Source organism: Aquabacter spiritensis (assembly GCF_004346185.1).
In the GTDB taxonomy this organism is placed as follows: Bacteria; Pseudomonadota; Alphaproteobacteria; order Rhizobiales; family Xanthobacteraceae; genus Aquabacter; species Aquabacter spiritensis.
The window spans coordinates 154,413-180,645 of sequence record NZ_SMAI01000005.1 but is presented as its reverse complement, the minus strand read 5'-3'; the positions used below and the strand labels follow the sequence as shown (position 1 = coordinate 180,645).

Below are 26,233 nucleotides of genomic sequence, written 5' to 3'. Positions count from 1 at the left end.
GCCTCACGGCGTCCATGCCATGCGCCAGATCGCCCGGCCGGAGGCCGGGTTGGTGCCCTCCGACACGATGCGGAAGCCGAGCCGGCGATAGAAGGCGATGGCGCGGGGATTGTCCTGATTGACGTCGAGCGTGATGCCGGACGGGGCGCGCGCCTTCGCCGTCGCCATCAGGGCCAAAGCCGCGGAACTACCCCAGAAGGCGGGCGCGACGGCGATCTGGTCGAGATAGCCGGTCTTCGGATCGATGGCGACGAAGCCCGCCACGGTCCCGTCCGGCGCGGCTGCGACGTGAAGCTCGGCGCCGCCGCCCCGGAGCGTGTCGAGATGGCCGAGAAACCACGCCCGGCGCGCCTCGAAATCGATGTCGGGCATGGTGCGGGACCAGGTCGCCACCCAGAGGTCCGCCACCGCCGCCAGATGATCCGGCCTGAAGGCGACGATCGCCATGCCGGGCGCCGCTGGCATCAGGAGGCCCTGGCCGGTTCGTCCGCGAGCGCGCGGACCAGCGCCGGCAATTCGGCGAGGCTCGAAATCTCCGCATCGGCAGGCGCGCCGCACGTTTCCTGCTGGCTGCGCAGCGCCTTGAAGACGGTGGCGGGAGTCGGCGGGCTTTCGCTCTGGAGCGCCTGGCGCAGCGCGTCCGGCGAGATCCGGGCGATTCGTGCCACACGAAAGCCGACGCTCTTGGCGCCGCACACGTCGAAGCCGTTCGAGGAGACGAACAGCGCCTCCTCGGGGCGCACGCCCAATTGGTCCTCCAGCAGGCCGTAGGCGCGCGGATCCGGCTTGAAGACGCGCTTGGAATGAACGCTCAGGATCGCGTCGAGGCGGGTGTCGAGCCCGGAATGGCCGACGACGGCGGCGAGCATGTCCGGACTGCCGTTCGAGAGGATGGCGCGCTTGTAGTCGCCCAAGGCATCGAGGGCCGCCGCGGCGTCCGGAAACGGCGTGAGGCGATTATAGGTCTCCGCGATCTCGTCGAAGAGCCGCGCGTCGGCCGTGAGGCCGAGCGTTCCCAGGGTGTAGGTGAGCGCCTCCTGCGTCACCTGCCAGAAATCCACGTAGCGGCCCATCAGCGCGTGCAGCCAGCTGTATTCCAACTGCTTCAGGCGCCAGATCTGGGTGATGGTGCTGCCATGGCCGGGAAAGGCGGCGTCGGTGACGTCGGCGACCGACTGAACGTCGAACAAGGTGCCGTAGGCATCGAAGACGATGGCCCTGATCATCGCTGGTTCCTCCCGTTCGTACCGGCGCCGGGGGCCGGAGCGGGGTTGACCCGTCCGGCCGCGCCCTTATGGTCCGCCAGACTATCCCATGCCGCCCTGGCGCGTCGCCCCCGTCTGGAGCCTCCATGTCGCCGCGCCCTCCCGCCCAGATCGGCATGCCGGCCGGGGACATCGAGACCCCGGCCCTGGTGGTCGATCTCGACCTGTTCGACGCCAATCTCGCGACCCTGCGCGATGCGGTCCGGGGCTCCGGCCTGCGCCTTCGGCCGCACGGCAAGGCGCACAAGTGCCCGGACATCGCCCGGCACCAGATGGCGGCGGGGGCGATCGGCCTGTGCTGCCAGAAGGTGAGCGAGGCGGAGGTCTTCGTCGCGGCCGGGATTCCCGACATTCTCGTCACCAACGAAATCGTCGATCCCCGCAAGCTGGCGCGTCTGGTCGCCTTGGCGGAGCGCGCGCGGATCGGCGTGTGCGTCGACGGCATGGCGCATGTCGAAGGGCTGAAGGCGGCGGTCGCGGGCAAAGGGGTGACGGTCGACGTCCTGGTCGAGATCGATGTCGGCCAGGGCCGCTGCGGGATGCCGCCGGGCCCCGAAATGACCCGGCTCGCGGCCGTGATCGCCGACACGCCGGGCCTCGTCTTTGCCGGGCTCCAGGCCTATCACGGCGGCGCCCAGCATTTGCGCCAGCCGGAGGAACGTCGCGCCGCGATCGCCGATGCGGCGGCGGCCGTGCGCCGGGCCACGGCGCTCCTTGATCAGGCGGGGCTCGCCTGCCGCACCGTCACGGGGGCGGGGACCGGCAGTTTCGGCCTCGAAATGGCGTCGGGCGCCTATACCGAGCTGCAATGCGGCTCCTATGCGCTGATGGACGCGGATTATGCCCGCAACCGCTTCGAGGGGCCGGTCTTCGCCCACGCCCTTCTGGTCCATGCGACCGTGATCAGCACCGCGGTCGCGGGCCAGGCGGTGCTCGATGCGGGCTACAAGGCGCTCGCGGTGGATTCCGGCCGCCCGGTCCCGTTCGAGATCGACACCGACATCATCGGCATGTCCGACGAGCACACGCTCCTGCGCCAGCCGAAGGATCGTGCCCTCGTGCCCGGCGACCGGGTGCGGCTGATCCCCGGCCATGTCGACCCGACCGTCAATCTCCACGATTGGTTCGTCGGCGTGCGCAGCGGCGTGGTGGAAGCGCTCTGGCCGATCGCCGCGCGCGGTCCGGGCCTCTGAGTTCTTAAAGGCTGGCGGCGGCGCGGGCGGCCTGGTCGTAATGGCCGGACAAGGCGCGCAGCAGCGCGGCGACCTCCGACAGCCGGGCCGGCGCGATGCCGGTTCCCGCGACGCTGGGCGTCAGCAGAGTCTCGCGGACCTCGCGATAGCGCGTGCAGGCGGCCCGGCCGGCTTCGGTGGCGGAGAGCGTCTTCTCCTTGCCGCGCCGCCCGCCCGCGACGAGGCCCAGGCCTTGCAATTTCTTGGCTGCATAAGTGACGAGGTGGGTGTCTTCCACATCCAGCACCAGGCACAGATCGGCGATGGTCTTGGGGCGCTGGCGGTGCACCACATGGTGGAGGATCAGAACGTCGAGCGCGGACAGATCGGGGACGCCCGCCGCCGCCATGCAGCGCACCATCCAGCGCTGATAGGCATGGCCGATCATGTTGAGGCCGAACTCCAGCTCGGAAAGCGCCGGCAGCGCCCCCTCGGCGAGGTGCGCCGAGGAGACGATGGAGCCGAGCGGCGCGTGCGGGGTTTTTTCGGTCGGGCTCGCCATGGCGCTCATCCTTCGAACATGGTGGAGGGCAGCCAGAGCGCGATGCCGGGGAACACCACGAGCAGGATCACCGCGAGGCCGAGGAGCAGGAAGAAGGGCAGGGCATAATAGCCGATGCGGAAGATGTTCCGGCCCGTCATGCCCTGCAGCACGAACAGATTGAACCCGACCGGGGGCGTGATCTGCGCCATCTCCACCACCAGCACCACATAGATGCCGAACCAGATCAGGTCGAAGCCGGCTTTTTCCACCAGCGGCATGATGATCGAGGTGGTGAGGACCACCATCGAGATGCCGTCGAGGAAGCAGCCGAGCAGCATGTAGAACACGGTGAGCGCGATCAGCAACTGCCATTGGGCGAGGCCGAGCGAGGTGATCCATTCGGCGAGGGCGCGCGGGATGCCGGTGAAACCCATGGCGGAGGTCAGGAAGGCGGCGCCGGCGAGGATGAAGGCGATCATGCAGGAGGTGCGCGTCGCCCCGAGCAGCGCGTCGCGGAAGCTGCTCCGGGTCAGCGTGCCCATGCCCCAGGACAGGGCCAGGGACAGAAACACGCCCACGACCGCCGCCTCGGTCGCCGAGGCGAGGCCGCCATAGATCGAGCCGATCACGCCGGCGATCAGCAGGATTACCGGGATCAGCCGGCGGGTCGAGGCGATCCGGTTGGCGAAGGAGGAGATCGGTTCCGGCGGCGGCATCCGGGAGGGATTGAGCAGCGCCCAGGCGGCGACGAAGCCCATGAACAGCAGCGCGAGCAGGATGCCGGGGATCACACCCGCAATGAACAGGCGGGCGATCGACTGCTCGGTCGCGGCGCCGTAGACGATCATGATGATGGAGGGCGGGATCAGGAGGCCGAGCGTGCCGGAGCCCGCCAGCGTGCCGATCGCCATGCGCTCGTCATAGCCGCGTTTCGCCAGTTCCGGCAGCGCGATGCGGCCGATCGTGGCGCAGGTGGCGGCGGAGGAGCCGGAGACCGCGGCGAAGATCCCGCAACCCACGACATTGACGTGGAGCAGCCGGCCGGGGAGGCGCGAAAGCCAGGGGGCGAGGCCCTCGAACAGGTCCTCGGACAATTTGGTGCGGTAGAGGATCTCGCCCATCCAGATGAACATGGGCAAAGCGGTGAGGTCCCACGAGACGGATGCGCTCCAGACCGAGGTTCCGAACACCCCGACCGGGCCGGCGGCGGATTTCACGAGGATCGCGACCAGGCCGATCCCGGCCAGAGCGAGGGCGATGAGGACGCCGGAGCCGAGCGCGGCGAACAGAAGCAGAAGCAGAAGGAGGGTGAGGGGAAGGAGGTCCATGCGTCAGCCCTCCTTGCCCAGTGTGACGGCGTCTTCCGACACGCTGTAGCTGGGCCGGCCGGTGCGCAGCACATGGAGCAGTTCGTCGAGGAAGGCGATGGTGAGGATCGCCAGCCCCAGCGTCATCACCGCCTGCGGCAGGGCCAGCGGCACCGGGACGAGCCCGTAGGACACTTCCTTGTACCGGATCGATTCCAGTGTCAGCGCGAGCAGGCTCCAGGTGGCGAAGCCGCTCAGCCCGAGGCCGATCACATGCGCGAGAACCTCGAACGCCTTCCGTCCGCCGGCGGGGACCGCCTGGAGCAGCATCAGCACCCGGATATGGGCGCCGCTCTTGAAGGTGCCGGCGAGGGCGAGGAGGCTGGCGCCGGCGAGAAGATATCCGGCGATTTCCGGCAGGCCCTCGACGATGAAGCCGTAGGCGGGATGGCCGAAGAGTTTCAGGATCATGTCGTAGACGCGGCCGAGCACCTGGGCTCCGACCAGAATGGCGATCAGAGCGAGGCAGGCGGCGGCGAGAAACAGGGCCGTGCCATAGAGGCGGTCGAGCAAGGTGCGCATGGGACGGCTCCCGAAGGCCGGTCGGAACAAAGCGCGCGGAAGGGAACCGGCGGAGCCGGATGCTCGCGCGAGCCGTGCGAGGGGGACGACGCAGCGAAGATGCGGCCTCTGGAGGGACCGGCCGGATCGCGCTGCGACCCGGCCGAAACCGCTCCGGTTGCCTGCGCCGACGCCTATTTGCGGTAGGCAGTGAGGATCGCCTCGCCGTCCGGCCCGGCCGACACCACCCAGGCGGCGGCGATGCGCTTGCCGATCTCCTCGAAGCCGGCCTTCAGCTCGGGGGTCGGCTGGACCACGGAGATCTTGTTGTCCGCAAGGGTCTTGGTCGCGTTGACCGTGACCTGGGCGGAGGCCGCCCAGCCGCGCTCCTCGGCCGCCTTGGCGGCGTCCATGACGGCCTTCTTCTGGGCGTCCGTCAACGCGTCGAACGCCGCTTTGTTGACGATCACGACATTGCGCGGCAGCCAGGCCTGGGTGTCGTCATAGACCGACACGAAGTCCCACATCTTGCTGTCGACGCCGGTCGCCGGCGACGTGATCGTGGCCTCCACGCGGCCGGTGGAGAAGGCGGTTGCGAGATCGGCCTGCTCGACCTGGACCGGGATCGCGCCGGCTTCCTTGGCGATCGCCTGCGTGGCCGGGTTGTAGGTGCGGAACTTGAGACCCTTGAGCTCGTCGATCGTCTTGAGCTCCTTCTTGGAATAGATGCCCTGCGGCGGCCACGGCACCGAATAGAGCAGCACCAGATTTTCGTCGGCCAGCTTCTTTTCGAGATACGGCTTCTGCGCCGCATAGAGCTTCTTCGCGGCGTCGTAGCCGGTGGCGAGGAAGGGAATGGAATCGAGGCCGAAGATCGGGCTCTCATTGGCGTGCAGCGAGATCAGGACCTCGCCGATCTGCGCCGTGCCCCGGCGCACGGCCGCCTTGATTTCCGGGTGCTTGACCAGCGAGCCGTTGGAATGGAGCTGGATCTTCAGCGCGCCATCGGTGGCTTTGTCGACGTCGGCGGCGAATTGCGCGGTGTTCTTGGTGTGGAAATTGCCGTCCGGATAGGGCGTCGGCATGGTCCAGGTGGTCTGGGCTGTGGCGGCGCCGGACAGGCCCGCAACCAGAACGGCCGCGCCCGCGAGCGCGAGGAACGTCTTTTTCATGTGACCCCTCATGGAATGGTGCCACCCTGCTTCCGGGGCGGATCAGTTGAAGATTGCCGAACTACGTGAACTCGTCAACAAATTGTTGACGTTTTGTCGACTTTCTGACTTTATCCCGGTGCCGGGCCGCGAATGCTCGCGCGACCGGCTCTGCACGGCAAGGGCCTTGTGGCGCCGCGCTTCCGAGCTTTCATTTTCGCCCGGGTCAAGTCCCGAGCAAGCAAAACGCGTGCCGACGCCAGGGGGATGTCATGCTGCAGGATCCGAATCCGACCGCCGCGCCGCGTCGCGACTGGGAATTCTGGATCGACCGGGGCGGCACCTTCACCGACATCATCGGGCGCAGGCCCGATGGCAGCCTCGTCGCCCACAAGCTGCTCTCCGAAAATCCCGAGGCCTATCGCGACGCGGCGGTCCACGGCATCCGCGATCTGCTCGGCCTCGCGCCGGGCGCCCCGATCCCCAAAGGCCTCGTTTCTGCCGTCAAGATGGGCACGACGGTCGCGACGAACGCCCTTCTGGAACGCAAAGGCGAGCGCACGCTCCTCGTCACCACCCGCGGCTTCCGCGATGCGCTGCGCATCGGATACCAGGCCCGGCCGAAAATCTTCGCCAAGAAGATCGTGCTTCCCGACATGCTGTTCGAGCAGGTGCTCGAGGTCGACGAGCGGGTGCGCGCCGACGGCACCGTCGAGGCGGCGCCGGACCTCGCGAAGGTCGGCGCGGCGCTCGACGCCGCCCGCACGGCGGGCATCCGCTCGGTCGCGATCGCCTTCATGCACGGCTATCGCTACCCCGCGCACGAGCAGGCGGTCGCTGCGCTGGCCCGCGACATGGGCTTTCCGCAGGTCTCGGTCTCCAACGAAGTGTCGCCCCTCATCAAGCTGGTGGGGCGCGGCGACACCACGGTGGCGGACGCTTATCTCTCGCCGATCCTGCGCCGCTACGTGGCCCAGGTGGCGGAGGAGCTGGGCGCCGGCGGCGACGGCGCGGACGAGATCCGCCTGATGTTCATGATGTCCTCGGGCGGCCTCACTGCGGCGGACCTGTTCCAGGGCAAGGACGCGCTGTTGTCCGGGCCGGCCGGCGGCGTGGTCGGCGCGTCGGAGACCGGGCGGATCGCCGGCCTCGACCGCATCATCGGCTTCGACATGGGCGGCACCTCGACCGACGTCTGCCATTTCGACGGCGAACTGGAGCGGGCCTTCGACACCGAGGTCGCCGGTGTGCGCATCCGCGCGCCGATGATGCGCATCCACACCGTGGCGGCCGGCGGCGGCTCGATCCTGCATTATGACGGCGCGCGGTTCCGCGTCGGGCCGGACAGCGCGGGCGCCAATCCCGGCCCGGCCTGCTACCGGCGCGGCGGACCGCTCGCCGTCACCGACGCCAATGTCATGCTCGGCAAGCTGATCCCCGATTTCTTCCCGAAGATCTTCGGGCCCGCCCAGGACCAGCCGCTCGACGCGGCCGCGGTGCGCGAAAAATTCGCCGCGCTCGCCGCCGAGATCGGTGACGGCCGCACGCCCGAAGCCGTGGCGGACGGCTTCGTCACCATCGCGGTCGAGAATATGGCGAACGCGATCAAGAAGATTTCCGTCGAGCGCGGCTATGACGTGACGCGCTACGCTTTGTCCTGCTTCGGCGGGGCGGGTGGGCAGCATGCCTGCCTCGTCGCCGACGCGCTCGGCATGAAGCGCGTCCACATCCATCCCTTTTCCGGGCTGCTCTCGGCCTATGGCATGGGCCTCGCCGCCGTGCGGGCGCACCGCACCAAGGCGGTGGGCGACCGGCTCGCAGCGGACGGCCTGCCGGATCTCGCGGCGGTGCGCGACGCACTCGCGGGAGAGGCGGCGCGGGAGCTGGAGGGGCAGGGGATCGCCGCGGAGGCGATCGAGACCGAAGCCAAGCTCCATCTGCGCTATGAGGGCACCGACACCGCCATCCCCGTCGCCTTCGCCGACCTTCCCGCCATGACGGCGGAGTTCGAGGCCCGCCACCGCGCGCAATTCGGCTTCGTCTCGCCCGAGAAGCAGATCGTGGTCGAGGCGATGGAGGTCCAGGCGGCCGGCGGCGGCGCCGGCATCGCCGAACCGGAGCATCCGACGACGCAAGGAGCGCCGGAGGCGTGCCGGCAGGTGCGCTTCTTCTCGCGCGGCGTCTGGCACGACGCACCCGTCGTGCTGCGGGCGGCCTTCCGGCCGGGCATGGCGGTTCAGGGTCCGGCCATCGTCATCGAGCCGAACCAGACCGTCGTGGTCGAGGAGGGCTGGCGAGCCGAGATGACGGTGCGGGATCATCTGATGCTCGCCCGCACCGAGGAAATGCGCCGGGCCGAGGCGCTGGGCACCCATGCCGATCCGGTCATGCTCGAAGTGTTCAACAATCTCTTCATGTCGATCGCCGAGCAGATGGGCGTCACCCTCCAGAACACGGCCTATTCGGTGAACATCAAGGAGCGGCTCGACTTTTCCTGCGCGGTGTTTTCGGGCGCCGGCGAACTGGTCGCGAACGCTCCCCACATGCCGGTCCATCTCGGCTCGATGGACCGCTCGGTCGAGACCGTGATCCGCGAGAATGCCGGCGAGATCCGGCCGGGCGACGTGTTCTGCCTCAACGCCCCCTATAATGGCGGCACCCATCTGCCGGACATTACGGTGGTGACGCCGGTGTTCGACGATGCCGGGGAAACCCTGCTGTTCTGGGTCGCCTCGCGCGGCCACCATGCCGATGTCGGCGGCGTCGCGCCGGGTTCGATGAGCCCGCTCGCCACCACGATCGACGAGGAAGGCGTCTATATCGACAATTTCAAGCTCGTCGATGAAGGCCGCTTCCGCGAGGCGGAACTGAACGCCCTGCTGACCGGCGCCAAATATCCCGCCCGCAATCCGGTGCAGAACGTCGCCGACCTCAAGGCGCAGATCGCCGCCAACGAGAAGGGCGTGCGCGAACTGAAGAAGATGATCGCGCTGTTCGGCCTCGACGTGGTCACGGCCTATATGGGCCACGTCCAGGACAATGCCGCCGAGAGCGTGCGCCGTGTGCTCGACCGGCTGTCGGACTGCGCCTTCACCTATGAGATGGACCAGGGCACGGTGATCAAGGTGAAGATCACCCTCGACAAGGCGGCGCGGACCGCCACCGTCGACTTCACCGGAACGTCGCCGCAGCAGGCGACCAATTTCAACGCGCCCGAGCCGGTGACCCGCGCCGCCGTGCTCTATGTCTTCCGCGTCATGGTGGAGGACGAGATCCCGATGAATGCCGGCTGCCTGCGGCCGATCGAGATCGTGGTGCCGCAGGGCTCCATGCTCTCGCCGGTCTATCCGGCCGCGGTGGTGGCCGGGAACGTGGAGACCTCGCAGGCGGTCACCAATTGCCTGTTCGGGGCGCTCAAGGCCATGGGCGCCTCCCAGGGCACCATGAACAACCTCACCTTCGGCAATGACCGGGTGCAATATTACGAGACCATCTGCTCCGGCTCGCCCGCCGGGCCCGGCTTCGACGGCACGGATGCGGTCCATGTCCACATGACCAATTCCCGCCTCACCGATCCCGAGGTGCTGGAGACGCGCTTTCCGGTTCTGCTGGAGGATTTCCACGTCCGGGTCGGCTCGGGCGGCAAGGGGCGCTGGCGCGCGGGCGCGGGGACCTACCGCCGGATCCGCTTCCTCGAGACGATGGACTGCGCGCTCCTGTCCTCGCATCGGCGGGTGCGGCCGTTCGGCCTCGAGGGCGGAGAGCCGGGGGCGGTCGGCGAAGGGTTCGTGCGGCGCAATGACGGGACATTCGAGCAATTGGAAGGCTGCGCCCAGACCCGCCTGGACCCCGGCGAGGCGGTGATCATCGTGACGCCGACCGGCGGCGGCTACGGCAAACCCGAATAGGGGCTAAGCGCTTGTTGGAGAACGCGTTCGGCTTGCGATGCGCACCGACCGGCGCGTGTTCTGGCGCGCGGCTGTCGCCGGCTCACACCGCCAGAAGTGCGTCGCGGCGGGCTTCGTCGGCCGCGAGCTCGGCGAAGGGGCCGCGATGGACGATCTCCCCCCGCGCCATGACATAGGCGGTATCGCAGATCAGGCCGGCAAAGCGGAAATTCTGCTCGCAGAGCAGGATGGCCAGCCCCTCCGCCTTCAGGGCGCGGACCGCGCCCGCCATCTGTTCCAGGATCCGCGGCGCGAGGCCTTCCGAGGGCTCGTCGAGCAGGAGCAGCGCAGGATTGCCCATCAGCGTGCGGGCAAGGGCGAGCATCTGCTGCTCGCCGCCGCTCATTCGCCCACCGGGGCGCCGCCGCATCTCCGCGAGGTTTGGAAAGAGGTCGAACAGCCGCTCGGGCGTCCAGGCGGGATGGCCGGGTCGGGGCGGGCGGCGGCCCACCTCCAGATTCTCCAGCACGGTGAGATCGGAGAAGATCCGCCGATCCTCCGGCACATAGCCGAGCCCGGCGCGGGCCCGCGCATGGGGTTCGAGGCCGGCGAGGTCGCGCCCCGCGAAGGTGATGGTGCCCGTCACCCGGGGCACGAGGCCCATCAGGGCCCGCAAAGTGGTCGATTTTCCCGCGCCGTTGCGTCCGAGCAGGGCGACCGCCTCCCCGGCCCCGATCGCGAGGTCGACGTCACGCAGAATATGCGCCGCACCGTACCAGGCATCGAGGCCGGAGACCGCCAGCATCAGCCCGCCTCCGAAAAGGTCAGGCCCTCGCCGAGATAGACCGCGCGCACCTGCGGATCGGCACGGATCGCCTCGGGCGGACCCTCCGCGATCAGAAGGCCGCGATCGAGGACCAGGATCCGGTCGGCATGCGCGAAGACGACGTCCATGTCGTGTTCGGTGAAGAGAACGCCGACCTGCCGCTCGCGGGCGAGCCCGGCGACGAGCTGCATCAGGGCCGTGCGCTCCGCCGCCGCCATGCCGGCCGTCGGCTCGTCCATCAAGAGCAGGCGGGGGGTGTTGGACAGAGCGAGGGCCAGTTCCAGCCGCTTCACGTCGCCATAAGAGAGCGTGCCGGCCGGGCGCCCCGCCGCCGCGGCGAGCCCGACCAGACCGAGCAGGCGCCGCGTTTCCGCGCTCCGCGCGGCGGTGCGGCCGTGCAACGCCGTCTCGACATTTTCGGCGACCGTCATGGAGGCGAAGGTTTCGGCGGTCTGGAAAGTGCGCCCGACGCCCCGGGCCCAGATGCGGCGCGGCTTCAGGCCGGTAATGTCCGCTCCGGCGAGGCGCACGCGGCCCGCGTCCGGCCGGACCTGGCCGCCCAGCATGCCGAAGCAGGTGGATTTTCCGGCGCCGTTCGGACCGATCAGCGCCAGGAGTTCGCCCGCCGCCAGCGCGAACGAGACGTCCCGCACCGCCTCGACGCCGCCGAAGGATTTCGAGAGGCCGCGCACGTCGAGCAGAGCGGTCATGTCGGCCGCCTCCAGCGTGTGATCTGGCCGCCGAGCCCTTGCGGGAACACCACCACGAGCAGCACGATCACCGCGCCGAGAACCAGTTTCGACTGGTCGGTCTCGCTGATCAACCAGACGGCGAGCAATTTGTAGGCGATGGCGCCGAGGATCGCGCCGGAGACGGTCTCGACGCCGCCGAGCAGAACCATGGCCAGCGCATCGACGGACAGGGGAATGCCGAGCGTGTCGGGAAACACGCTGCCTTTCAGGAAGGCGAAGAGCGCTCCGGCGATTGCTGCGAACAGGCCGGCGACGGCAAACGCCGCCCATTGCACCCGCATCCGGTCGATGCCCACCGTCTCGGCCCGCGCAGCGCTGTCGCGGGCCGCGCGCAGGCGGTAGCCGAAGCGCGAGAACACCAGGATGCGCAGCAGGACGATGCCCGTGGCGCAGATCGCGAGGGCGAGCCAGTAAAAACCGTGCGGCGTCCGCGCGAAACCCTCCGGCCAGATGCCGAGCAGGCCGTTGTCGCCGCCGGTGAGGCCGACCCATTGGAACGCCACGGCCCAGGCGATCTGGGCGAAGGCGAGGGTGAGCATGGCGGAATAGACCCCGGACAGCCGCACGCAGAACCAGCCGAACAGCACCGCTCCGGCAAGACCGAGGAGCGGGCCGACCAGGAGCGCCGCCGCCATGGGCAGCCCGGCTCCGGACACGGCGAGCGCCGCGCCATAGGCGCCGAGGCCGAAAAATGCGGCGTGGCCGAAGGACGGCATGCCGCCCGGCCCCATCAGAAAGGACAGGCTTGCGGCGAACAAAGCGAAGATCGCGACCTCGGCCGCCACGGTGAGGGCATAGGCGCCGGCCACGAGCGGGAGTGCGGCGGCGAGCGCGAGGCCGCCCACCACCCAAAGCCGCTCGGCCGAGGTGAAGGGCTTCCAGGGCGGCGGTATCGCGAGCCGCATCGCCCGCGCCTCCGCCGGTGCGCCGCCGAGCAGGCCGTGCGGGCGCAGGATCAGCACCCCCGCCATCACCGCGAACACCAGGACGAGCGAGACCTCGGGAAGGACCAGAATGCCGAAAGCGTTCAATTCGCAGACCAGGACCGCCGCGAGGAAGGCCCCTGTGATCGAGCCGAGACCGCCGATCACCACCACCACGAAGGCCTCGACGATGATCGTCATGTCCATCGAATGATTGACCGCCTCGCGCGGCAATTGCAGCGCGCCGCCAAGCCCGGCGAGCGCCGTGCCGAGCGCGAACACCGAGGTGAACAGCCATCTCTGGTTCACGCCGAGCGCCGCCACCATCTCCCGATCCTGGGTCGCAGCCCGCACCAAAATGCCCCAGCGGGTCCGGCGCAGCACGAGATGCAGGCCGGCGAGCACAAGGGGCGCCAAGCCGATCAGGAACAAATCGTAGCGCGGAACCTGCTGGCCGAGGATCTCCACCGCGCCCTTGAAGCCGGGCGCGCGGGCGCCGAGCAGATCCTCCGGACCGAACAGGAGGACCACCAGATCCTCCACCATCAGCGTCACGCCGAAGGTTGCGAGCAATTGGAACAGGTCCGGCGCGCGGTAAATGCGGCGCAGGAGCGCCATCTCCATCGCCGCTCCCGCCGCGCCCACGACCAGCGCCGCGCACAGGAGGCCGCCCCAATAGCCGAGCGCGCCGGACCAGCGCTCGGTCAGGACATAAGCGACATAGGCGCCGACCATATAGAAGGCGCCATGGGCGAAATTGACGATCCGGGTGACGCCGAAAATCAGCGAGAGCCCGCTCGCCACCAGGAACAGGGAGCAGGCGCTGGCGAGGCCGGTGAGGAACTGGACGACGAGAAAGTCCACCTCTGCGGATCTCCACCGAAGCTGCCGGAAAACCTCCGGAATGGCGTCGCGCCGGGAGATGTCCCGGACGGTCCCCTCTTACCGAAGGCGCACCTTGCGGCGCCCTGCGGATCCCGGGACCGGTCCGGGACTGACCACCGCCCCGCCGGACTGCGGGATCAGTCGGCTGGACGCAGCTTTGCCGCCTCGGCTTCGCCCGGCAGATAGGCGGCGCCGTCGCGATAGACGAAATCCACCATCCGCCCCTGGCCGTCCACCACCGCCGTCTTGCCGACGAAGGCGCCGAGGGTCGATTGATGGTCGCCTTTGCGGAACACCACCTGGCCGAACGGCGTGACGAGGGAGATGCCCTCGGCTGCGGCGATCAGCTTGTCGGTGTCGGTCGAGCCGGCCTTGGCGATGATGGCGGCCGCGGCCTTGAGGGTGGAATAGCCGACGATCGAGCCGAGCCGGGGATAATCCTTGAAGCGGTCCTGATAGGCCTTCAGGAAGGCGTCGTGCTCGGGCGTCTTGATGGCGTACCAGGGATAGCCGGTGACGATCCAGCCGGTCGGCGCCTCGTCCTTCAGCGGATCGAGATATTCCGGCTCGCCGGTCAGGAAGGAGACCACGGCACGGTCCTTGAACAGGCCGCGCGTATTGCCCTCGCGCACCAGCTTGGCGAGATCGGGACCGAACGTGACGTTGAGGATCGCTTCGGGCTTCGCCGCCGCGATCGCCTGGACCACGGCGCCGGCATCGATCCGGCCCTGGGGGGGCCATTGCTCGGCGACCCATTCGATGTCCGGCCGCTTCTGCGACAGGAGCTTCTTGAACACCGCGACCGCCGACTGGCCGTATTCGTAATTCGGCGCGATGGTCGCCCAGCGCTTGGCCGGCAGCTTCGCCGCTTCCTCCGCCAGCATCGCCGCCTGCATGTAATTGGAGGGGCGCAGGCGGAAGGTGTAGGCGTTCCCCTTGTCCCAGGTGATGGCGTCGGTCAGCGGCTCGGCGGCGAGGAAGAACACCTTCTTCTGCTTCGCATAATCCGACACGGCGAGGCCGATATGGGAGAAGAAGGTGCCGGTGAGCATCACGACGCCGTCGGACGAGACGAGTTCGTTGGCCGCGGTCACCGCATCGGCGGGCTTTCCGGCATCGTCTTTGCTCAGGACCGCGATCTTGCGGCCGAGCACGCCGCCGGCGGCATTGACCTCCTCGACCGCGAGCTGCCAGCCCTTGCGGTAGGGTTCGGTGAAGGCCGGCAGGGTCGAATAGGAATTGATCTCGCCGATTTTGATCTCGCTTTGCTGCGCGCGGGCGGCGGGCGCGGCGAGAAAGGCGGCCACGGCAAAGGCGAAGGCCGCGCACCGTGCGGTCGACTGGCGCATCCGACGTCTCCTTCAAGACGGAGCGGGGCGCGTCCCGTCGAGCCGGCCCCATGACCGGCGGATACGCGAGGCGGGGCGCGGAGTCGAGCCTCTTGCGGGGGCCGCGACGAATTCGCCCGCCGCGGCACCCGCTCCGAGCGGCCCGGCGGGATCAGTTCCGCAGCTTCTGCAGGACCGCGACGTTGGGATAGCCGTCCGGCACCATGCCGGTGCGCATCTGGAAATCCTGCACCGCGCTGCGGGTCTTCTGGCCGAGAATGCCGTCGACCGAGCCGACATCGTAGCCCTGGCGGATCAGCAGCGTCTGCATCTCGACCCGCTCCGAGCGGGAGAGCGCGCGCTCCTTCGGCCAAGCCTGGGCGAAGTCGCCGCCGCCGCGCAGCCGGTCCGAGAGATGGCCGATGGCGAGCGCATAGGCATCGGCGGGATTGTATTTCAGGATCGCCGAGAAGTTCGGCAGCATCAGGAAGGCCGGCCCGTTCGACCCCGCCGGCAGCAGCAGGAAGGCGGTGTCGTTCGGCCGCGGGAAAGCCTTGGCGCCCGGCCGGCGGATGCCGAGCGAGGCCCATTGCGCCAGCGTGTAGCGCTTGGAGCGATCGACGTGGCGATAATCGAAATTGGCGGGAAGCTGGACCTCGTATCCCCAGGTCTTGCCGAATTCCCAGCCGTCGATCTTCAGATTGTTGGCGGTCGAAGCGATGACGTCGGGGACCGAATCCACCACGTTGCGCTTGCCGTCGCCGTCGAAATCCACCGCGAAGCGCTGGAAGCTCGTCGGCATGAACTGGGTCGGGCCGAACGCGCCGGCCCAGGAGCCCTTCATGTGCTCCGCCGGAACGTCGCCCTTGTCGAGGATCTGGAGCGTGGCGACGAACTCGTCGCGGAAATAGTCCTGGCGCCGGCCGATGCAGGCGAGGGTCGCGGTGGACCGCAGGACCGAGCGCGAGCCCATGCCGCTCGGGCTGCCATAATTGGATTCGATGCCCCATATGGCCGCGATGACGTAGCGATCGACGCCGTATTTCCGCTCGACCGCATCGAAGATCGGCTTGTAGCGCGCCAGCACCTCGCGCCCGCCCGCGACCCGCCGCTCGCTCACCAGCATGTCGACATATTCGCCCAGCGGCTTGGAAAATTCCGGCTGGGAATCGAGGAAGTCCATGATCTTCATGTCGGGCTCGAGCCCGGCGGTGTAGTGCTCGAAGCCGCGCCGCGACACGCCCTTTGCCTGCGCCAGCGGCCACATATTGGCGACGCAGGCGCCGAAATTCGCTTCCGCCGCGGCGATCGCCTGCGGCGCCATCAGGGGATGGCTGTTGCGCGGCGCGGCGGCCGGCGGATCCGGCGGATCGAAGATCGAACCGGTCACCTGCGCCTGGGCCTGCGCCGCCCCCATCGCCACCATCAGGCCGAAAGCCAAGGCGGCGAACCCGCCGGATGTCTCATGAGCCATGGTCGCCCTCACCTTCGCGGCACGCGCCGCCTCTGCCAGTCATGGCCGCTAATGGGCAGCGAATATGGTTGCCCTACGGTTAACGTAAGGCAAGTTTTCGGCCTTTCCCTCACCGTCGCGGGCGGGCGAGGGCGGATCCTCGGTCCCGAAGAGGGGGTCAGCGCGCCCGCCGCGCATCGAGCCGACGCTCCCAGTCCAGTGCGGTGCGCACGATGGTCGGGAGGTCGTCGCGTGTGGGCCGCCAGCCGAGTTCGGCGCGAATGCGATCGGCGCGCGCCACCACCGCCGCGGGGTCGCCGGGGCGGCGGGGCGAATAGCGAACGGGAAAGTCCACGCCGGAGATCGCCTTCACGCTCTCCAGCACCTCCAGGACGGAATAGCCGCGCCCGTAGCCGCAATTATAGATCCCGCTCGCGCCGCCGGCGCGCAGATGGGTCAACGCGTCGAGATGGGCGGCGACGAGATCGCTGACATGGATATAGTCCCGCAGACAGGTGCCGTCCGGCGTGGGATAATCGGTGCCGAAAACCTCGATGCCGGGGCGCTTGCCGAGCGCGGTTTCGCAGGCGACCTTGAGGAGATGGGTGGCGCCGGCCGTGGACTGGCCGGCACGGCCCGCCGGATCCGCCCCCGCAACGTTGAAGTAGCGCAGCGCCACGAAGCGCAGCGGAAAGGCCGCCGCGGCGTCGGCGAGCATCCACTCGCTCATCAGCTTGGAGCGGCCATAAGGCGAGATCGGCGCCAGCACGGCATCCTCCGCCACCGGTTCGATGCCGACCATTCCATACACCGCGGCCGTGGAGGAAAAGATGAAATGGGGCACCCCCGCCGCGACCAATGCCGCGAGCAGGGCGCGGGTTTTCACCGTATTGGCAAGATAATAGCCGAGCGGATCGGCGACCGATTCGGGCACGACGATCCGCGCGGCGAAATGGATCACGGCCTCGATCGCGTGCTCCGCGACGATCCGGGAGACCAATCCGGCATCGCTGACATCGCCTTCGACGAACACCGCCTCGGGCGCGACCGCCCAGCGAAACCCGGTCGACAGATCGTCGAGCACGACCACGCGCTCGCCCGCATCCACAAGCGCCAGCACCATGTGGCTGCCGATATAGCCGCCGCCGCCCGTGACCAGAACCGCCATGCGTGTCCCCTCCGTCGAGGCGCGCAGGCTGGTCCGGCGGACGTCGAAGGTCAATCGGCCGGCGAGAAGAAATGCCAGTGAACCTTTTGTGCGCTCCGGGGTTACTTTGCCGCGCAGTTCACGCCTGTGTTAGGAACGCGCGACCCAATGATGGTGTGATCGATGCCCAAGCCTCTCCGCAAAGCCATTCTGCCCGTCGCCGGTCTCGGGACGCGTTTCCTGCCTGCCACCAAGGCGGTGCCGAAGGAAATGCTGACCGTGGTCGATCGGCCGGTGGTTCAGCACGTGGTGGACGAGGCGCGCGCGGCCGGGATCGAGCACATCGTATTCGTCACGGGCCGGAACAAGGCCGTGATCGAGGATCATTTCGACCGGCAGTTCGAACTCGAGAAGACGCTGTCCGACCGGGGCAAGATCAAGGAATTGGAACAGCTCGACCGCGACACGCCCAAGGCCGGCACGACCTCCTTCACGCGCCAGCAGCTTCCGCTGGGGCTCGGGCACGCGGTGTGGTGCGCGCGCGATCTGATCGGCGACGAGCCCTTCGCTTTGCTGCTGCCGGATATGCTTCATCTGCCGCGCCAAGGCGATGGTTGCCTCGCAGCCATGGTGGCGGCCTATAACCGGACCGGAGGCAATGTCCTCTCGGTGTACGAAGTGCCGGACGACCAGACCCACCAATACGGCATCGTCGGCACCGGGCCGGATTCGTCTGGGGTCGCCGAGATCGTCGAGATGGTGGAGAAGCCGGCTCGGGGCACGGCGCCGACCAATCTCGCCATTTCCGGCCGCTACATCCTCCAGCCGACGATCTTCGACCTGCTCGCGAAGCAGGAGAGCGGGGCGGGGGGGGAGATCCAGCTCACCGATTCGATGCTCAAGCTAAAGGAGCGGGAACGCTTCTTCTCGGTGAAGTTCGACGGCGCTGTCTATGATTGCGGCTCGAAGATCGGCTTCCTGATGGCGAATGTCGCCTATGCACTTTCGCGCCCGGATATCGGGCCGGAATTCCGTGCTGAGCTGAAGGCCGTCATCAGCTCGAATGACCTCTGCTAGTTGTATCTTACCATCGGGGGCGACGAGACCTCGCCTTGACCCCGTCTACTTTCCCGTCTAATCGCGGGGTCGGTCGATATCCCTTCCAGGCACGGAGCCGGATGAATGCTCCAGTCCCCCGGTCGCCGTGGCGTGCCACACAAGCCGCGGCTGAATGACGAGATCAGGTTCCTTCAATCCTGGTTCCAGAATCCTCTCAAGACCGGCGCCGTGTCGCCGTCGGGCCGCGCGCTGGCGCGGCTGATGGCCGGCTATCTCGATCCGAATCAGGACGGGCCGGTGATCGAGCTGGGTCCGGGCACGGGGCCGGTCACGAAAGCGCTGCTCAATCGCGGTTTTGCGCCCGAACGCCTGTTCCTGATCGAATATAATCGCGAATTCTGCGGCCTGCTGCGGCGCCGCTATCCTGGCGTAACGGTGATCCAGGGCGACGCTTATGAGATGCGCCGGACGCTGAAGGACCAGTTGCCCGGCCCCGCCGTGGGCACGATCTCCTCCCTTCCGCTGTTTACCCGGTCCCCCCAGGATCGCGAGCGGATGGTCAACGAGGCGTTCGATCTGTGCATTCCCAGCGCGCCGTTCGTCCAGTTCACCTATGCCGTGGTCTCCCCGGTGCCGCTGAAGCACGGCGAGATTCATGGCGAGCGCTCGCCGCGTGTCTGGTGGAATCTCCCGCCGGCCCGCGTGTGGGCCTATCGCCGGCCGTGAGCCGATCCGATCGCGCCACGGGTGCCGCGGGGCCTGAATGACGGCGTTCATCTATGTGAGCCATCCCCAGGTCAGGATCGATCCCGCGATCCCGGTGCCGGACTGGCCGCTGACGGATGTCGGACGGGCGCGCGCCCATGCCTTTGCGCGCTGGGCGAAGCTCGGGGCTTATGGTCGCATCGTCGCGAGCCTGGAGGTCAAGGCGCAGGAGACGGCGCAGATCTTCGGCGCCGCGCTCGGTATCCCGGTCGAGGCGCGGCGGGACATGCACGAGAACGATCGCTCCGCCACCGGTTTTCTGCCGGAGCCGGAGTTCCAGAGTGTCGCCGATGCCTTTTTCGCGCAACCGCAGGAGAGCGTGCGGGGCTGGGAGCGGGCGTGCGACGCTCAGGCGCGGATCGTGGCGGCGGTCGGGGCGGCGCTTGCCGAGCAGCCCGGAACCCCCGCGATCTTCGTCGGGCATGGCGGCGTCGGCACGCTGCTCCTGTGCCATCTGTCTGCAGCCCCGATTTCGCGCGCGTATGATCAGCCGCCCGTCGGCGGCGGGTGCTGGTTCGAGAGCCGCCGGCCGGATCGGTGGCGCGCCATGGAGGAGATCGCATGATCAGCACCCCGCGCGACAGACTGATCGTCGCCCTCGATCTGCCTTCCGTCTCTGCCGCGGAGGCGATGGTGTGGCAACTCGGCGATGCCGTGAGTTTTTACAAGATCGGCCTCGAACTGACGATTTCCGGCGGGCTCGATCTCGCCGCGGACCTGATCCAAGGGGGCAAGAAGGTCTTTCTCGATCTGAAGCTGCACGATATCGGACAGACCGTCGAGCGCGCGACCGCCGCCGCAGCCGAGCGCGGCGTCACGCTGCTGACCGTCCACGCCTATCCCCAGACGCTGGCGGCGGCGGCGCGGGGCGCGGACGGCTCGGCGCTGAAAGTGCTCGGGGTGACGGTGCTCACATCCTATGATGCGTCCGACCTCGCTGCGGCCGGCTATGTCGGCAGCGTCGAGGACCTGGTTCTCCGCCGCGCCGTCCAAGCGCGCGAGGCCGGAATTGCCGGGGTGATCTGCGCACCGACCGATGCCCGGCGCGTGCGCGGCGTGCTCGGCCCGGACGGTCTCGTCGTCACGCCGGGCGTGCGGCCGCGCGGCGCCGATCAGGGCGATCAGAAGCGAATCGCGACCCCGGGCGAGGCGATCGAAGCGGGGGCCGACGCCATCGTCGTCGGCCGGCCGATCACCGCCGCTGCGGATCCGGCGGCCGCGGCACGCGCCATTCTCTCGGAGATCGAGGGCGCCGCCGCCGCCAGAGCCTGATCCGATCGGGTTGAAACAACAACCTGATCGGTGAATCGGTCTTTGAACATTTGTTGGAGAACGCGTCGTCCCATCCGCCTGCGATGCAATCGGACGGGCACGTGCTCTGGATAGGACAGGGGGCAAGCGTGTCTGACCTTCGCATCGTGATAGCCGGAGCCGGCGGCCGCATGGGCCGCACGCTGCTGCGCTCGGTTCTGGAAGGGGAGGGCTTCCAGCTCGTGGGGGCCCTCGAACATTCCGCGAGCACCCATCTCGGGGAGGATGCGGGGGTGCTCGCCGGCCTCGCACCGAGCGGCGTAACCGTCCAGTCGGACCTGGGCGGTGCCCTTTCGGGCGCCGAGGTGGTCGTGGACTTCTCTTCGCCGGCCTCGTCCGTCCGGCTCGCCGAACGGCTTGCGGCGGCGGGCATCGGCCATGTCATCGGCACGACCGGCTTCTCCTCGGAGGATCTCTCCGCGATCGCCGCCGCCGCCCGCCGCACCGCGATCGTCAAGTCCGGCAATATGAGCCTCGGCGTGAACGTGCTCGCCGCGCTCACCCGCAAGGTGGCGGCCAGCCTCGGCGACGATTTCGACATCGAGATCGTCGAAATGCATCACGCCCGCAAGGTCGATGCGCCGTCGGGCACCGCGCTGCTGCTCGGGCAAGCGGCGGCAGAAGGCCGCAATGTGGAGCTGGACGCGCGCGCCGTGCGCGTGCGCGATGGCCATACCGGCAGCCGGCGGGCCGGAGATATCGGTTTCGCCAGCCTCAGGGGCGGATCCGTGGTCGGCGAGCACATTGTTATCTTCGCCGGTCCCTCGGAGCGCATCGAGCTGGTGCACAAGGCCGAGGACCGCTCGATCTTCGCAAACGGCGCGCTGGCGGCGGCGCGCTGGGTGAAGGGGCGCGAGCCGGGGCTCTATTCCATGGCCGACGTGCTGGGCCTCGACGTCTGAGGCCCGGCCTTCAGTTGGCCTTTCCCCCAAGCGCGGGGATCAGGCTCGCCGCGAGGGCGCGCGCGAAGCAGTCGTAGCTCCAGTCGGTCAGATGGAGCCCGTCGAAGATGATCATGCGCGACATGGGCACGCCGGCGCGCTCCGCCCAGCCCTTCATCAGGGCATAGCGCGAGAAGGCGGACGCCTTGCCCTCGCGTGCCGTCGCGGCGATCAATGCGTTCATCCCCGGCGTGTCGGCATCGCCATTGACCCAGGGGGAATATTGCAGGTCGATCAGGACGACGTCGGCGCCCCAGGAATGGATCAGGTCGATTCCCTGCCGCATCTGCGCCCCGACAGTGCCGAGACCGAAGCTGCGCAGCACATAATTCGTTCCGACCTGCCAGAGCACCAGGTCCGGCTTCGGATCGCGCACGTCGCGCTCGAAGCGCGACAGATTCTCCGGCACGTCCTCGCCATTTCCGCCGCGATTGACGACGCGGATCTCCGCGCCGGGAAAGCGCTGCCGCAGAAGCGCTTCCAGCACGGCGGGATAGGCGCGCGCGCCGCTGGAGGCGCCGACGCCGACCGTCGACGACGAGCCGATGGCGACGATGGTGAGCGCGTGGCGCTTGGCGAGCGCCTCGGCCGCACGCGGCGTCCGGAGCGATCCGCCGCTCCCCGCCGGGCAGGCGGCGGTGTCCTGTGCCGAAGCGGGCGCCGCCAGGCCTGCGAGGAGGAGCAGGGCGGCGACGCGCGTCACGGCGCGCCGCACGCGGGCGTGCGGCGTCGAACGGGCACGGCGCATCGGATCAGGCCGTCTTGTCACGCAGGGAAAGGCCGAACATCGCGGTCATCACACCGTTGATGATGAGGTCGATGCCCAGGAACAGGCCGAGGATGAAGACCGAATTGACCGGCCAGCCGGCGATGATCTCGATGCCGAGAAGCAGGGTGATGGCGCCGGCGAAGACGATGAAGCCCCAGCCGGGCGCGTGGCGCGAGCCGAGCCCGGCAATGATCCGGAACACCCCGCCGACGACGAGCGCGACGCCGATCAGCAGGGTGATCACGCCCGCCGCGAACAGCGGCTGATACATGATGAGGCCGCCGGCCACGACATAGAGCACGCCCGACAACAGCCAGAAAAAGAAGCGGGCCCAGCCGGCGACGCGGAAAGCGTGCATCACCTGCACGACGCCGCCGACCAGGATCAGGGCGCCGACATAGAGCGCGGTCGCGACGGTGCTCACCAGAAGGTGGGCGAGCGCGACGAAGCCGAGAATGACGAAAGCGACGCCCAGGGCGACGAACCAGCCCCATCCGGCCTTCATGGTGGACAGCTGGTCGCTGACGGTCGAGGCGGGGGTAGGGATCGATGTGGGCATGATGCAACTCCGGAGGCTCGGCGCGGGCATCATACCGTGCGGCCAGCGGAAGAACAGGGGCACGGCAAAGCTCGATCCACGTGCCGCAAGGGAAGATCTGGTCAAGCTCAGATACGAAAAAGGCGCGCCCGGTGGCGCGCCTTGATCGAAGTTCGGCATTTCGGTCAGCGCTGGGCGGTACCCTGGGGCTTTCCGGCCGCGGCATTCGCCTGAGCGTTGCTTTTGGGCAGGATCACCACCTTGGTGCCGACCTTGGCCCGCTCGAACAAATCCTCGACGTCCGCATTCAGCATGCGGAAGCAGCCGGAGGAAACGAACTTGCCGATGGTCTGCGGCTCGTTGGTGCCGTGGATGCGGTAAATGGTCCCGCCGAGATAAAGAGTCCGCGCGCCGAGTGGATTGCCCGGCCCGCCGGCCATGAAGCGCGGGAGATAGGGCTGGCGATCGATCATCTCCGGCGGCGGGCGCCAATCCGCCCATTCCGCCTTGCGGGTGATCTTCTCGGTCCCCGACCAGGTAAAGCCGTCGCGGCCGACGCCGATTCCGTACCGGATCGCCTTGCCGCCACCCAGGACGTAATAGAGATAGGTGTTCGGCGTATCGATGATGATCGTGCCGGCCGGCTGCGTGGTGACATAATCCACGGTCTGCCGGAGAAAGCGGGAATCGACCGGTTCGCTCGGATCGATATTCTCGATGCGCGGGCCGGACGGAGCCTCCGTCGTGCCCGGCACGACGGCCGCGTTCGGGGCATAGACGCCCGAGGGCGCAGGACCGGCATCGCGGGTCGGGACCGTGCCATAGGCGACGCGCGGATCGGCATAGACCGGGGTCGCGCCGGGCTGGACCGCAGCGGGTGCCGGCAGGGTGCCGTTTCGCGCAGCCTGAAGCAAAGCGTCCTGCTTGTAGGAGCCTTCATAGCCGCCGTCAGAGGCGTAGCCGCCCTGCGGATAGGCCGCCTGGGGAACCGCCTGCGGCTGCTGGGCGGGATAGCCGCCCTGTGGCCCGATGGCCACCGGCTGCCCTGGAGCGGGCAATGTCGCATATCCGGTCTGCGGCGCCGGGGAGGTGCCGTAGCTCGGCGCCTGCACGGCGCCCGGGGGCGGGGCGATCGGCGTGCGCTGGACGTAATCGCCGTTCGGCGCGGTCCGCGCATAGGGATCGTTATAGCCGGGAACCGAGCCGGACGGCAGGATGGCGGTCGGCGCCTGTCCGATCGCGCCGGTCACGTCTCTCTCGTTGACCGCGGATTGGTAGACCTGTCCCTGATACACTTGTCCCTGCGCGGCCGACCCTTGATAGAGCTGGGCATGCGCGGGCAAGGCGAGCAGCGAGGCCCCGAGTGCAGTGAGAAGTTTGGTGCGCAGCATCATAGGGACTCGTGCTAAACGTGAAACGTGACGAAATTGGAAACGGCGTACATTTTTTTGCTGGCGCCAAGCTGGCTCCTGCCCCACTCCGTGCCGCCTCCCTCACGTTTGGTCAAACATCGGGACTGCGCTGCGCGTTCCAAAAATCTTTAATCGCGCAGACCACATGGTGCAATGCACGGCTTGGCGAGCGGCACGGCAGATGCGCGCCCGTGCTTTCCGCGTCACAAGAGCGACGGGCTTGCATTGCCGGCCCAGGGGACATAAACATATCTTTATGTCCTTAGATAAGTCGTCGGCTCAAGCTTGGCCGCTACCATATGACGCGTTGCTCGAAGGCCTGAAGGCGGCCGGCGAGGACACGCGCCTGCGGCTCCTGGCGATCCTCGATCTGGCCGAACTGACCGTGTCCGAATTGACCGACATTTTGGGCCAGTCCCAGCCGCGGATTTCCCGCCACCTCAAATTGCTCGCGGAGGCGGGCCTGGTCGAGCGCCACCGCGAGGCGAGCTGGGTGTTTTACCGCCGCCCCTCCGAAGGCGCGGGCGCCGCGCTCGCCGCGGCGCTGCTGCCTCTGCTCGACCGCGAGGATCCGCTGCTGCGCCGCGACCGGGAGCGGCTCTCCGAGGTGCGCGCCGCGCGGGAAACCCAGGCGCAGGCCTATTTCGCCCGTCACGCGGCTCAGTGGGACGCGATCCGGAGCCTGCACGTGCCCGAGGCTCTGGTCGAACAGCAGGTGCGGGACGCGCTCGGGGATGCGCCCATCGAGGCCTTGCTCGACCTCGGCACCGGCACCGGGCGGATGCTGGAAATCTTCGCGCCGCGCATCCAGCGGGGCGTCGGCATCGACCTCTCGCCCGACATGCTCGGCATCGCGCGGGTCAATCTTGCGCGGTCCGGCATCCGCAATTGCGTGGTGCGTCACGGCGACATCTACAATCTCGCCCTCCCGCCCGACGGTTTCGATGTCGTCCTGGTCCATCAGGTCCTGCACTTTCTCGACGACGGCGCCCGCGCCGTGCGGGAGGCCGCGCGCCTTCTGCGGCCCGGCGGCCGGCTGCTGGTGATCGACTTCGCGCCGCACGATCTCGAATTCCTGCGCGAGGCCCATGCGCACCGCCGGCTCGGCTTTGCCGAGGAGACGGTGGCGGGATGGATGGCCCAAGCGGGCCTCAAGCCCGGTTTCTACCGCTCGCTCGTCCCCGAGGCGGGGGCCGAGGGCTCGTTGACTGTTTCCATCTGGCTGGCCCGCGATCCGCGGCCGGCCCAAGACACCCGGGAAGTTGCCTGATGACCTCGCCGATCCGGCCGAGCCGAGAATTGGGGCGTGCGCCGGTGCGCGTCTCGTTCGAATTCTTTCCGCCCAAGACCGAGGAGATGGAGCGCACCCTCTGGGCGTCGATCGCCCGCCTCGCGCCGCTGGGACCGAGCTTCGTCTCGGTGACCTATGGCGCCGGCGGATCGACCCGCGAGCGGACCCATGCGACCGTCGAGCGGCTGGTGCGCGAGACCGCGCTGGCGCCTGCCGCGCACCTGACCTGCGTCGCCGCGAGCCGCGGCGAGATCGACGACGTGATTCGCGAATATGCCGCCGCCGGGGTGCGCCACATCGTGGCCCTGCGCGGCGATCCGACCACCGGCGTCGGCACATCCTACGAGCCGCATCCGGACGGCTATGCCCATGCCTGCGACCTCGTCGCCGGCATCCGCCGCCTCGGCGATTTCGAGGTCTCGGTCTCGGCCTATCCGGAAAAGCACCCGGAGAGCGAAAGCCTCGCCGCCGATATCGACTTTCTGAAGCGCAAGGTCGATGCCGGGGCGACCCGCGCCATCACGCAATTCTTCTTCGAGAACGACGTCTTTTTTCGCTATCTCGATGCGGTGCGGGCGGCGGGCATCGACATTCCGATCATCCCCGGCATCCTGCCCGTCACGAATTTCAAGCAGGCGTCGAATTTCGCGGCCCGCACCGGGGCGAGCGTGCCGTCCTGGCTGCTCAAAAGGTTCGAGGGGCTCGATGACGATGCCGAAACCCGCAAGCTGATCGCCGCGGCGGTCGCGGCCGAGCAGGTGACGGACCTCGTTGATCGCGGCGTGCCCGATATCCATTTCTACACCCTGAACCGCGCCGACCTCGTCTACGCCATCTGCCACCTGATGGGCCTGCGGCCCCGGGCGGAAGAAGCGGCCGCGCAGCGCCTGGCCGTTTAGGCCGCACGCTTTCACCGTCACGCCGGCCGCGCCGGCAAATACGAGCG

At 68.4% G+C, this 26,233-nt stretch carries 24 protein-coding genes; 9 read left to right on the top strand and 15 right to left on the bottom strand.

Going from position 1 to position 26,233, the window contains the following annotated elements; genetic code table 11:
• Nucleotides 1-3: 3 nt before the first annotated feature.
• On the bottom strand, nucleotides 4-465 hold the full coding sequence (locus EDC64_RS10325) for a GNAT family N-acetyltransferase (RefSeq protein WP_165933714.1): 462 nt from the start codon (nucleotides 463-465) through the stop codon (nucleotides 4-6).
• Nucleotides 465-1,226: a haloacid dehalogenase type II gene (locus EDC64_RS10320; RefSeq protein WP_132031205.1), complete on the bottom strand. Its 762-nt coding sequence runs from the start codon at nucleotides 1,224-1,226 to the stop codon at nucleotides 465-467. The genes EDC64_RS10325 and EDC64_RS10320 overlap by 1 nt, the downstream gene beginning before the upstream one ends.
• Before the next feature lie 125 nt (nucleotides 1,227-1,351).
• On the opposite strand from EDC64_RS10320, the gene EDC64_RS10315 reads away from it, so the two are divergent.
• A complete protein-coding gene (locus EDC64_RS10315) occupies nucleotides 1,352-2,458 on the top strand; it encodes a DSD1 family PLP-dependent enzyme (RefSeq protein WP_132031204.1) in 1,107 nt (368 codons plus the stop codon).
• Nucleotides 2,459-2,462: 4 nt separating this feature from the next.
• Here the strand turns inward: EDC64_RS10315 and EDC64_RS10310 are convergent, their stop codons facing one another.
• The 4 genes from EDC64_RS10310 to EDC64_RS10295 form a co-directional block, all read right to left on the bottom strand.
• A complete protein-coding gene (locus tag EDC64_RS10310) occupies nucleotides 2,463-2,999 on the bottom strand; it encodes a winged helix DNA-binding protein (protein ID WP_132031203.1) in 537 nt (178 codons plus the stop codon).
• Nucleotides 3,000-3,004: 5 nt separating this feature from the next.
• Complete coding sequence (locus EDC64_RS10305) at nucleotides 3,005-4,309, bottom strand: TRAP transporter large permease (protein WP_132031202.1); 1,305 nt, start codon at nucleotides 4,307-4,309, stop codon at nucleotides 3,005-3,007.
• A gap of 3 nt (nucleotides 4,310-4,312) precedes the next feature.
• Entirely contained in the window at nucleotides 4,313-4,870 is a 558-nt protein-coding gene (locus EDC64_RS10300) for a TRAP transporter small permease (protein WP_132031201.1), read from the bottom strand.
• A 173-nt stretch (nucleotides 4,871-5,043) separates the two neighbouring features.
• Entirely contained in the window at nucleotides 5,044-6,021 is a 978-nt protein-coding gene (locus EDC64_RS10295) for a TRAP transporter substrate-binding protein (protein ID WP_132031200.1), read from the bottom strand.
• Nucleotides 6,022-6,272: 251 nt separating this feature from the next.
• On the opposite strand from EDC64_RS10295, the gene EDC64_RS10290 reads away from it, so the two are divergent.
• Nucleotides 6,273-9,908: a hydantoinase B/oxoprolinase family protein gene (locus tag EDC64_RS10290; protein ID WP_132031199.1), complete on the top strand. Its 3,636-nt coding sequence runs from the start codon at nucleotides 6,273-6,275 to the stop codon at nucleotides 9,906-9,908.
• A gap of 82 nt (nucleotides 9,909-9,990) precedes the next feature.
• Here the strand turns inward: EDC64_RS10290 and EDC64_RS10285 are convergent, their stop codons facing one another.
• The 6 genes from EDC64_RS10285 to galE all read right to left on the bottom strand — a co-directional run bounded on the left by EDC64_RS10285 (nucleotide 9,991) and on the right by galE (nucleotide 17,222).
• A complete protein-coding gene (locus EDC64_RS10285; protein WP_245504651.1) occupies nucleotides 9,991-10,695 on the bottom strand; it encodes an ABC transporter ATP-binding protein in 705 nt (234 codons plus the stop codon).
• Nucleotides 10,692-11,423, bottom strand: a complete 732-nt coding sequence (locus EDC64_RS10280; RefSeq protein ID WP_132031197.1) for an ABC transporter ATP-binding protein — start codon at nucleotides 11,421-11,423, stop codon at nucleotides 10,692-10,694. The genes EDC64_RS10285 and EDC64_RS10280 overlap by 4 nt, the downstream gene beginning before the upstream one ends.
• Nucleotides 11,420-13,252, bottom strand: a complete 1,833-nt coding sequence (locus EDC64_RS10275) for an ABC transporter permease (protein WP_132031196.1) — start codon at nucleotides 13,250-13,252, stop codon at nucleotides 11,420-11,422. Before EDC64_RS10275 ends, EDC64_RS10280 begins: the two co-directional genes overlap by 4 nt.
• 158 nt (nucleotides 13,253-13,410) lie before the next feature.
• Nucleotides 13,411-14,622: an ABC transporter substrate-binding protein gene (locus EDC64_RS10270; RefSeq protein WP_132031195.1), complete on the bottom strand. Its 1,212-nt coding sequence runs from the start codon at nucleotides 14,620-14,622 to the stop codon at nucleotides 13,411-13,413.
• 151 nt (nucleotides 14,623-14,773) lie between these two features.
• Nucleotides 14,774-16,075, bottom strand: a complete 1,302-nt coding sequence (locus EDC64_RS10265) for a lytic murein transglycosylase (RefSeq protein WP_132031194.1) — start codon at nucleotides 16,073-16,075, stop codon at nucleotides 14,774-14,776.
• A 157-nt stretch (nucleotides 16,076-16,232) separates the two neighbouring features.
• Complete coding sequence (gene galE, locus EDC64_RS10260) at nucleotides 16,233-17,222, bottom strand: UDP-glucose 4-epimerase GalE (RefSeq protein WP_132031193.1); 990 nt, start codon at nucleotides 17,220-17,222, stop codon at nucleotides 16,233-16,235.
• 162 nt (nucleotides 17,223-17,384) lie between these two features.
• Between galE and EDC64_RS10255 the strand changes: the two genes are divergently transcribed.
• From EDC64_RS10255 to dapB, 5 genes are all read left to right on the top strand, one after another.
• Nucleotides 17,385-18,278 carry a UTP--glucose-1-phosphate uridylyltransferase gene (locus EDC64_RS10255; RefSeq protein ID WP_132031192.1) on the top strand — a complete coding sequence of 298 codons (894 nt, stop codon included), beginning with the start codon at nucleotides 17,385-17,387 and terminating at the stop codon, nucleotides 18,276-18,278.
• A gap of 105 nt (nucleotides 18,279-18,383) precedes the next feature.
• Entirely contained in the window at nucleotides 18,384-18,986 is a 603-nt protein-coding gene (locus EDC64_RS10250; protein WP_132031191.1) for a class I SAM-dependent methyltransferase, read from the top strand.
• A gap of 37 nt (nucleotides 18,987-19,023) precedes the next feature.
• Nucleotides 19,024-19,590: a histidine phosphatase family protein gene (locus EDC64_RS10245; protein ID WP_132031190.1), complete on the top strand. Its 567-nt coding sequence runs from the start codon at nucleotides 19,024-19,026 to the stop codon at nucleotides 19,588-19,590.
• On the top strand, nucleotides 19,587-20,297 hold the full coding sequence (gene pyrF, locus EDC64_RS10240; RefSeq protein ID WP_132031189.1) for an orotidine-5'-phosphate decarboxylase: 711 nt from the start codon (nucleotides 19,587-19,589) through the stop codon (nucleotides 20,295-20,297). The genes EDC64_RS10245 and pyrF overlap by 4 nt, the downstream gene beginning before the upstream one ends.
• A 128-nt stretch (nucleotides 20,298-20,425) precedes the next feature.
• The gene (gene dapB, locus EDC64_RS10235; protein WP_132031188.1) at nucleotides 20,426-21,238 is read left to right on the top strand and encodes a 4-hydroxy-tetrahydrodipicolinate reductase; all 813 of its coding nucleotides are present in this window, start codon (nucleotides 20,426-20,428) and stop codon (nucleotides 21,236-21,238) included.
• Between the two features lie 10 nt (nucleotides 21,239-21,248).
• Here the strand turns inward: dapB and EDC64_RS10230 are convergent, their stop codons facing one another.
• The 3 genes from EDC64_RS10230 to EDC64_RS10220 form a co-directional block, all read right to left on the bottom strand.
• Nucleotides 21,249-22,025 carry an SGNH/GDSL hydrolase family protein gene (locus EDC64_RS10230; protein ID WP_132031187.1) on the bottom strand — a complete coding sequence of 259 codons (777 nt, stop codon included), beginning with the start codon at nucleotides 22,023-22,025 and terminating at the stop codon, nucleotides 21,249-21,251.
• A gap of 4 nt (nucleotides 22,026-22,029) precedes the next feature.
• Nucleotides 22,030-22,605, bottom strand: a complete 576-nt coding sequence (locus EDC64_RS10225) for an HdeD family acid-resistance protein (protein ID WP_132031186.1) — start codon at nucleotides 22,603-22,605, stop codon at nucleotides 22,030-22,032.
• Between the two features lie 164 nt (nucleotides 22,606-22,769).
• Nucleotides 22,770-23,978 (bottom strand): L,D-transpeptidase family protein, encoded by a 1,209-nt coding sequence (locus EDC64_RS10220; protein WP_245504640.1) that lies wholly within the window; start codon nucleotides 23,976-23,978, stop codon nucleotides 22,770-22,772.
• A gap of 274 nt (nucleotides 23,979-24,252) precedes the next feature.
• On the opposite strand from EDC64_RS10220, the gene EDC64_RS10215 reads away from it, so the two are divergent.
• Together EDC64_RS10215 and metF are read left to right on the top strand one after the other, a co-directional pair.
• A complete protein-coding gene (locus EDC64_RS10215; RefSeq protein ID WP_132031185.1) occupies nucleotides 24,253-25,266 on the top strand; it encodes an ArsR/SmtB family transcription factor in 1,014 nt (337 codons plus the stop codon).
• Nucleotides 25,266-26,186: a methylenetetrahydrofolate reductase [NAD(P)H] gene (gene metF, locus EDC64_RS10210; RefSeq protein WP_207916006.1), complete on the top strand. Its 921-nt coding sequence runs from the start codon at nucleotides 25,266-25,268 to the stop codon at nucleotides 26,184-26,186. The genes EDC64_RS10215 and metF overlap by 1 nt, the downstream gene beginning before the upstream one ends.
• The last annotated feature ends 47 nt before the right edge of the window (nucleotides 26,187-26,233 follow it).

What these genes read in the sequence shown, in the direction of transcription:
- EDC64_RS10325 (WP_165933714.1), bottom strand. Translation starts at nt 465, where the DNA reads ATGCCAGCGGCGCCCGGCATGGCGATCGTCGCCTTCAGGCCGGATCAT.
- EDC64_RS10320 (WP_132031205.1), bottom strand. Translation starts at nt 1,226, where the DNA reads ATGATCAGGGCCATCGTCTTCGATGCCTACGGCACCTTGTTCGACGTT.
- EDC64_RS10315 (WP_132031204.1), top strand. Translation starts at nt 1,352, where the DNA reads ATGTCGCCGCGCCCTCCCGCCCAGATCGGCATGCCGGCCGGGGACATC.
- EDC64_RS10310 (WP_132031203.1), bottom strand. Translation starts at nt 2,999, where the DNA reads ATGGCGAGCCCGACCGAAAAAACCCCGCACGCGCCGCTCGGCTCCATC.
- EDC64_RS10305 (WP_132031202.1), bottom strand. Translation starts at nt 4,309, where the DNA reads ATGGACCTCCTTCCCCTCACCCTCCTTCTGCTTCTGCTTCTGTTCGCC.
- EDC64_RS10300 (WP_132031201.1), bottom strand. Translation starts at nt 4,870, where the DNA reads ATGCGCACCTTGCTCGACCGCCTCTATGGCACGGCCCTGTTTCTCGCC.
- EDC64_RS10295 (WP_132031200.1), bottom strand. Translation starts at nt 6,021, where the DNA reads ATGAAAAAGACGTTCCTCGCGCTCGCGGGCGCGGCCGTTCTGGTTGCG.
- EDC64_RS10290 (WP_132031199.1), top strand. Translation starts at nt 6,273, where the DNA reads ATGCTGCAGGATCCGAATCCGACCGCCGCGCCGCGTCGCGACTGGGAA.
- EDC64_RS10280 (WP_132031197.1), bottom strand. Translation starts at nt 11,423, where the DNA reads ATGACCGCTCTGCTCGACGTGCGCGGCCTCTCGAAATCCTTCGGCGGC.
- EDC64_RS10270 (WP_132031195.1), bottom strand. Translation starts at nt 14,622, where the DNA reads ATGCGCCAGTCGACCGCACGGTGCGCGGCCTTCGCCTTTGCCGTGGCC.
- EDC64_RS10265 (WP_132031194.1), bottom strand. Translation starts at nt 16,075, where the DNA reads ATGGCTCATGAGACATCCGGCGGGTTCGCCGCCTTGGCTTTCGGCCTG.
- galE (WP_132031193.1), bottom strand. Translation starts at nt 17,222, where the DNA reads ATGGCGGTTCTGGTCACGGGCGGCGGCGGCTATATCGGCAGCCACATG.
- EDC64_RS10255 (WP_132031192.1), top strand. Translation starts at nt 17,385, where the DNA reads ATGCCCAAGCCTCTCCGCAAAGCCATTCTGCCCGTCGCCGGTCTCGGG.
- EDC64_RS10250 (WP_132031191.1), top strand. Translation starts at nt 18,384, where the DNA reads ATGCTCCAGTCCCCCGGTCGCCGTGGCGTGCCACACAAGCCGCGGCTG.
- EDC64_RS10245 (WP_132031190.1), top strand. Translation starts at nt 19,024, where the DNA reads ATGACGGCGTTCATCTATGTGAGCCATCCCCAGGTCAGGATCGATCCC.
- pyrF (WP_132031189.1), top strand. Translation starts at nt 19,587, where the DNA reads ATGATCAGCACCCCGCGCGACAGACTGATCGTCGCCCTCGATCTGCCT.
- EDC64_RS10230 (WP_132031187.1), bottom strand. Translation starts at nt 22,025, where the DNA reads ATGCGCCGTGCCCGTTCGACGCCGCACGCCCGCGTGCGGCGCGCCGTG.
- EDC64_RS10225 (WP_132031186.1), bottom strand. Translation starts at nt 22,605, where the DNA reads ATGCCCACATCGATCCCTACCCCCGCCTCGACCGTCAGCGACCAGCTG.
- EDC64_RS10220 (WP_245504640.1), bottom strand. Translation starts at nt 23,978, where the DNA reads ATGATGCTGCGCACCAAACTTCTCACTGCACTCGGGGCCTCGCTGCTC.
- EDC64_RS10215 (WP_132031185.1), top strand. Translation starts at nt 24,253, where the DNA reads ATGTCCTTAGATAAGTCGTCGGCTCAAGCTTGGCCGCTACCATATGAC.
- metF (WP_207916006.1), top strand. Translation starts at nt 25,266, where the DNA reads ATGACCTCGCCGATCCGGCCGAGCCGAGAATTGGGGCGTGCGCCGGTG.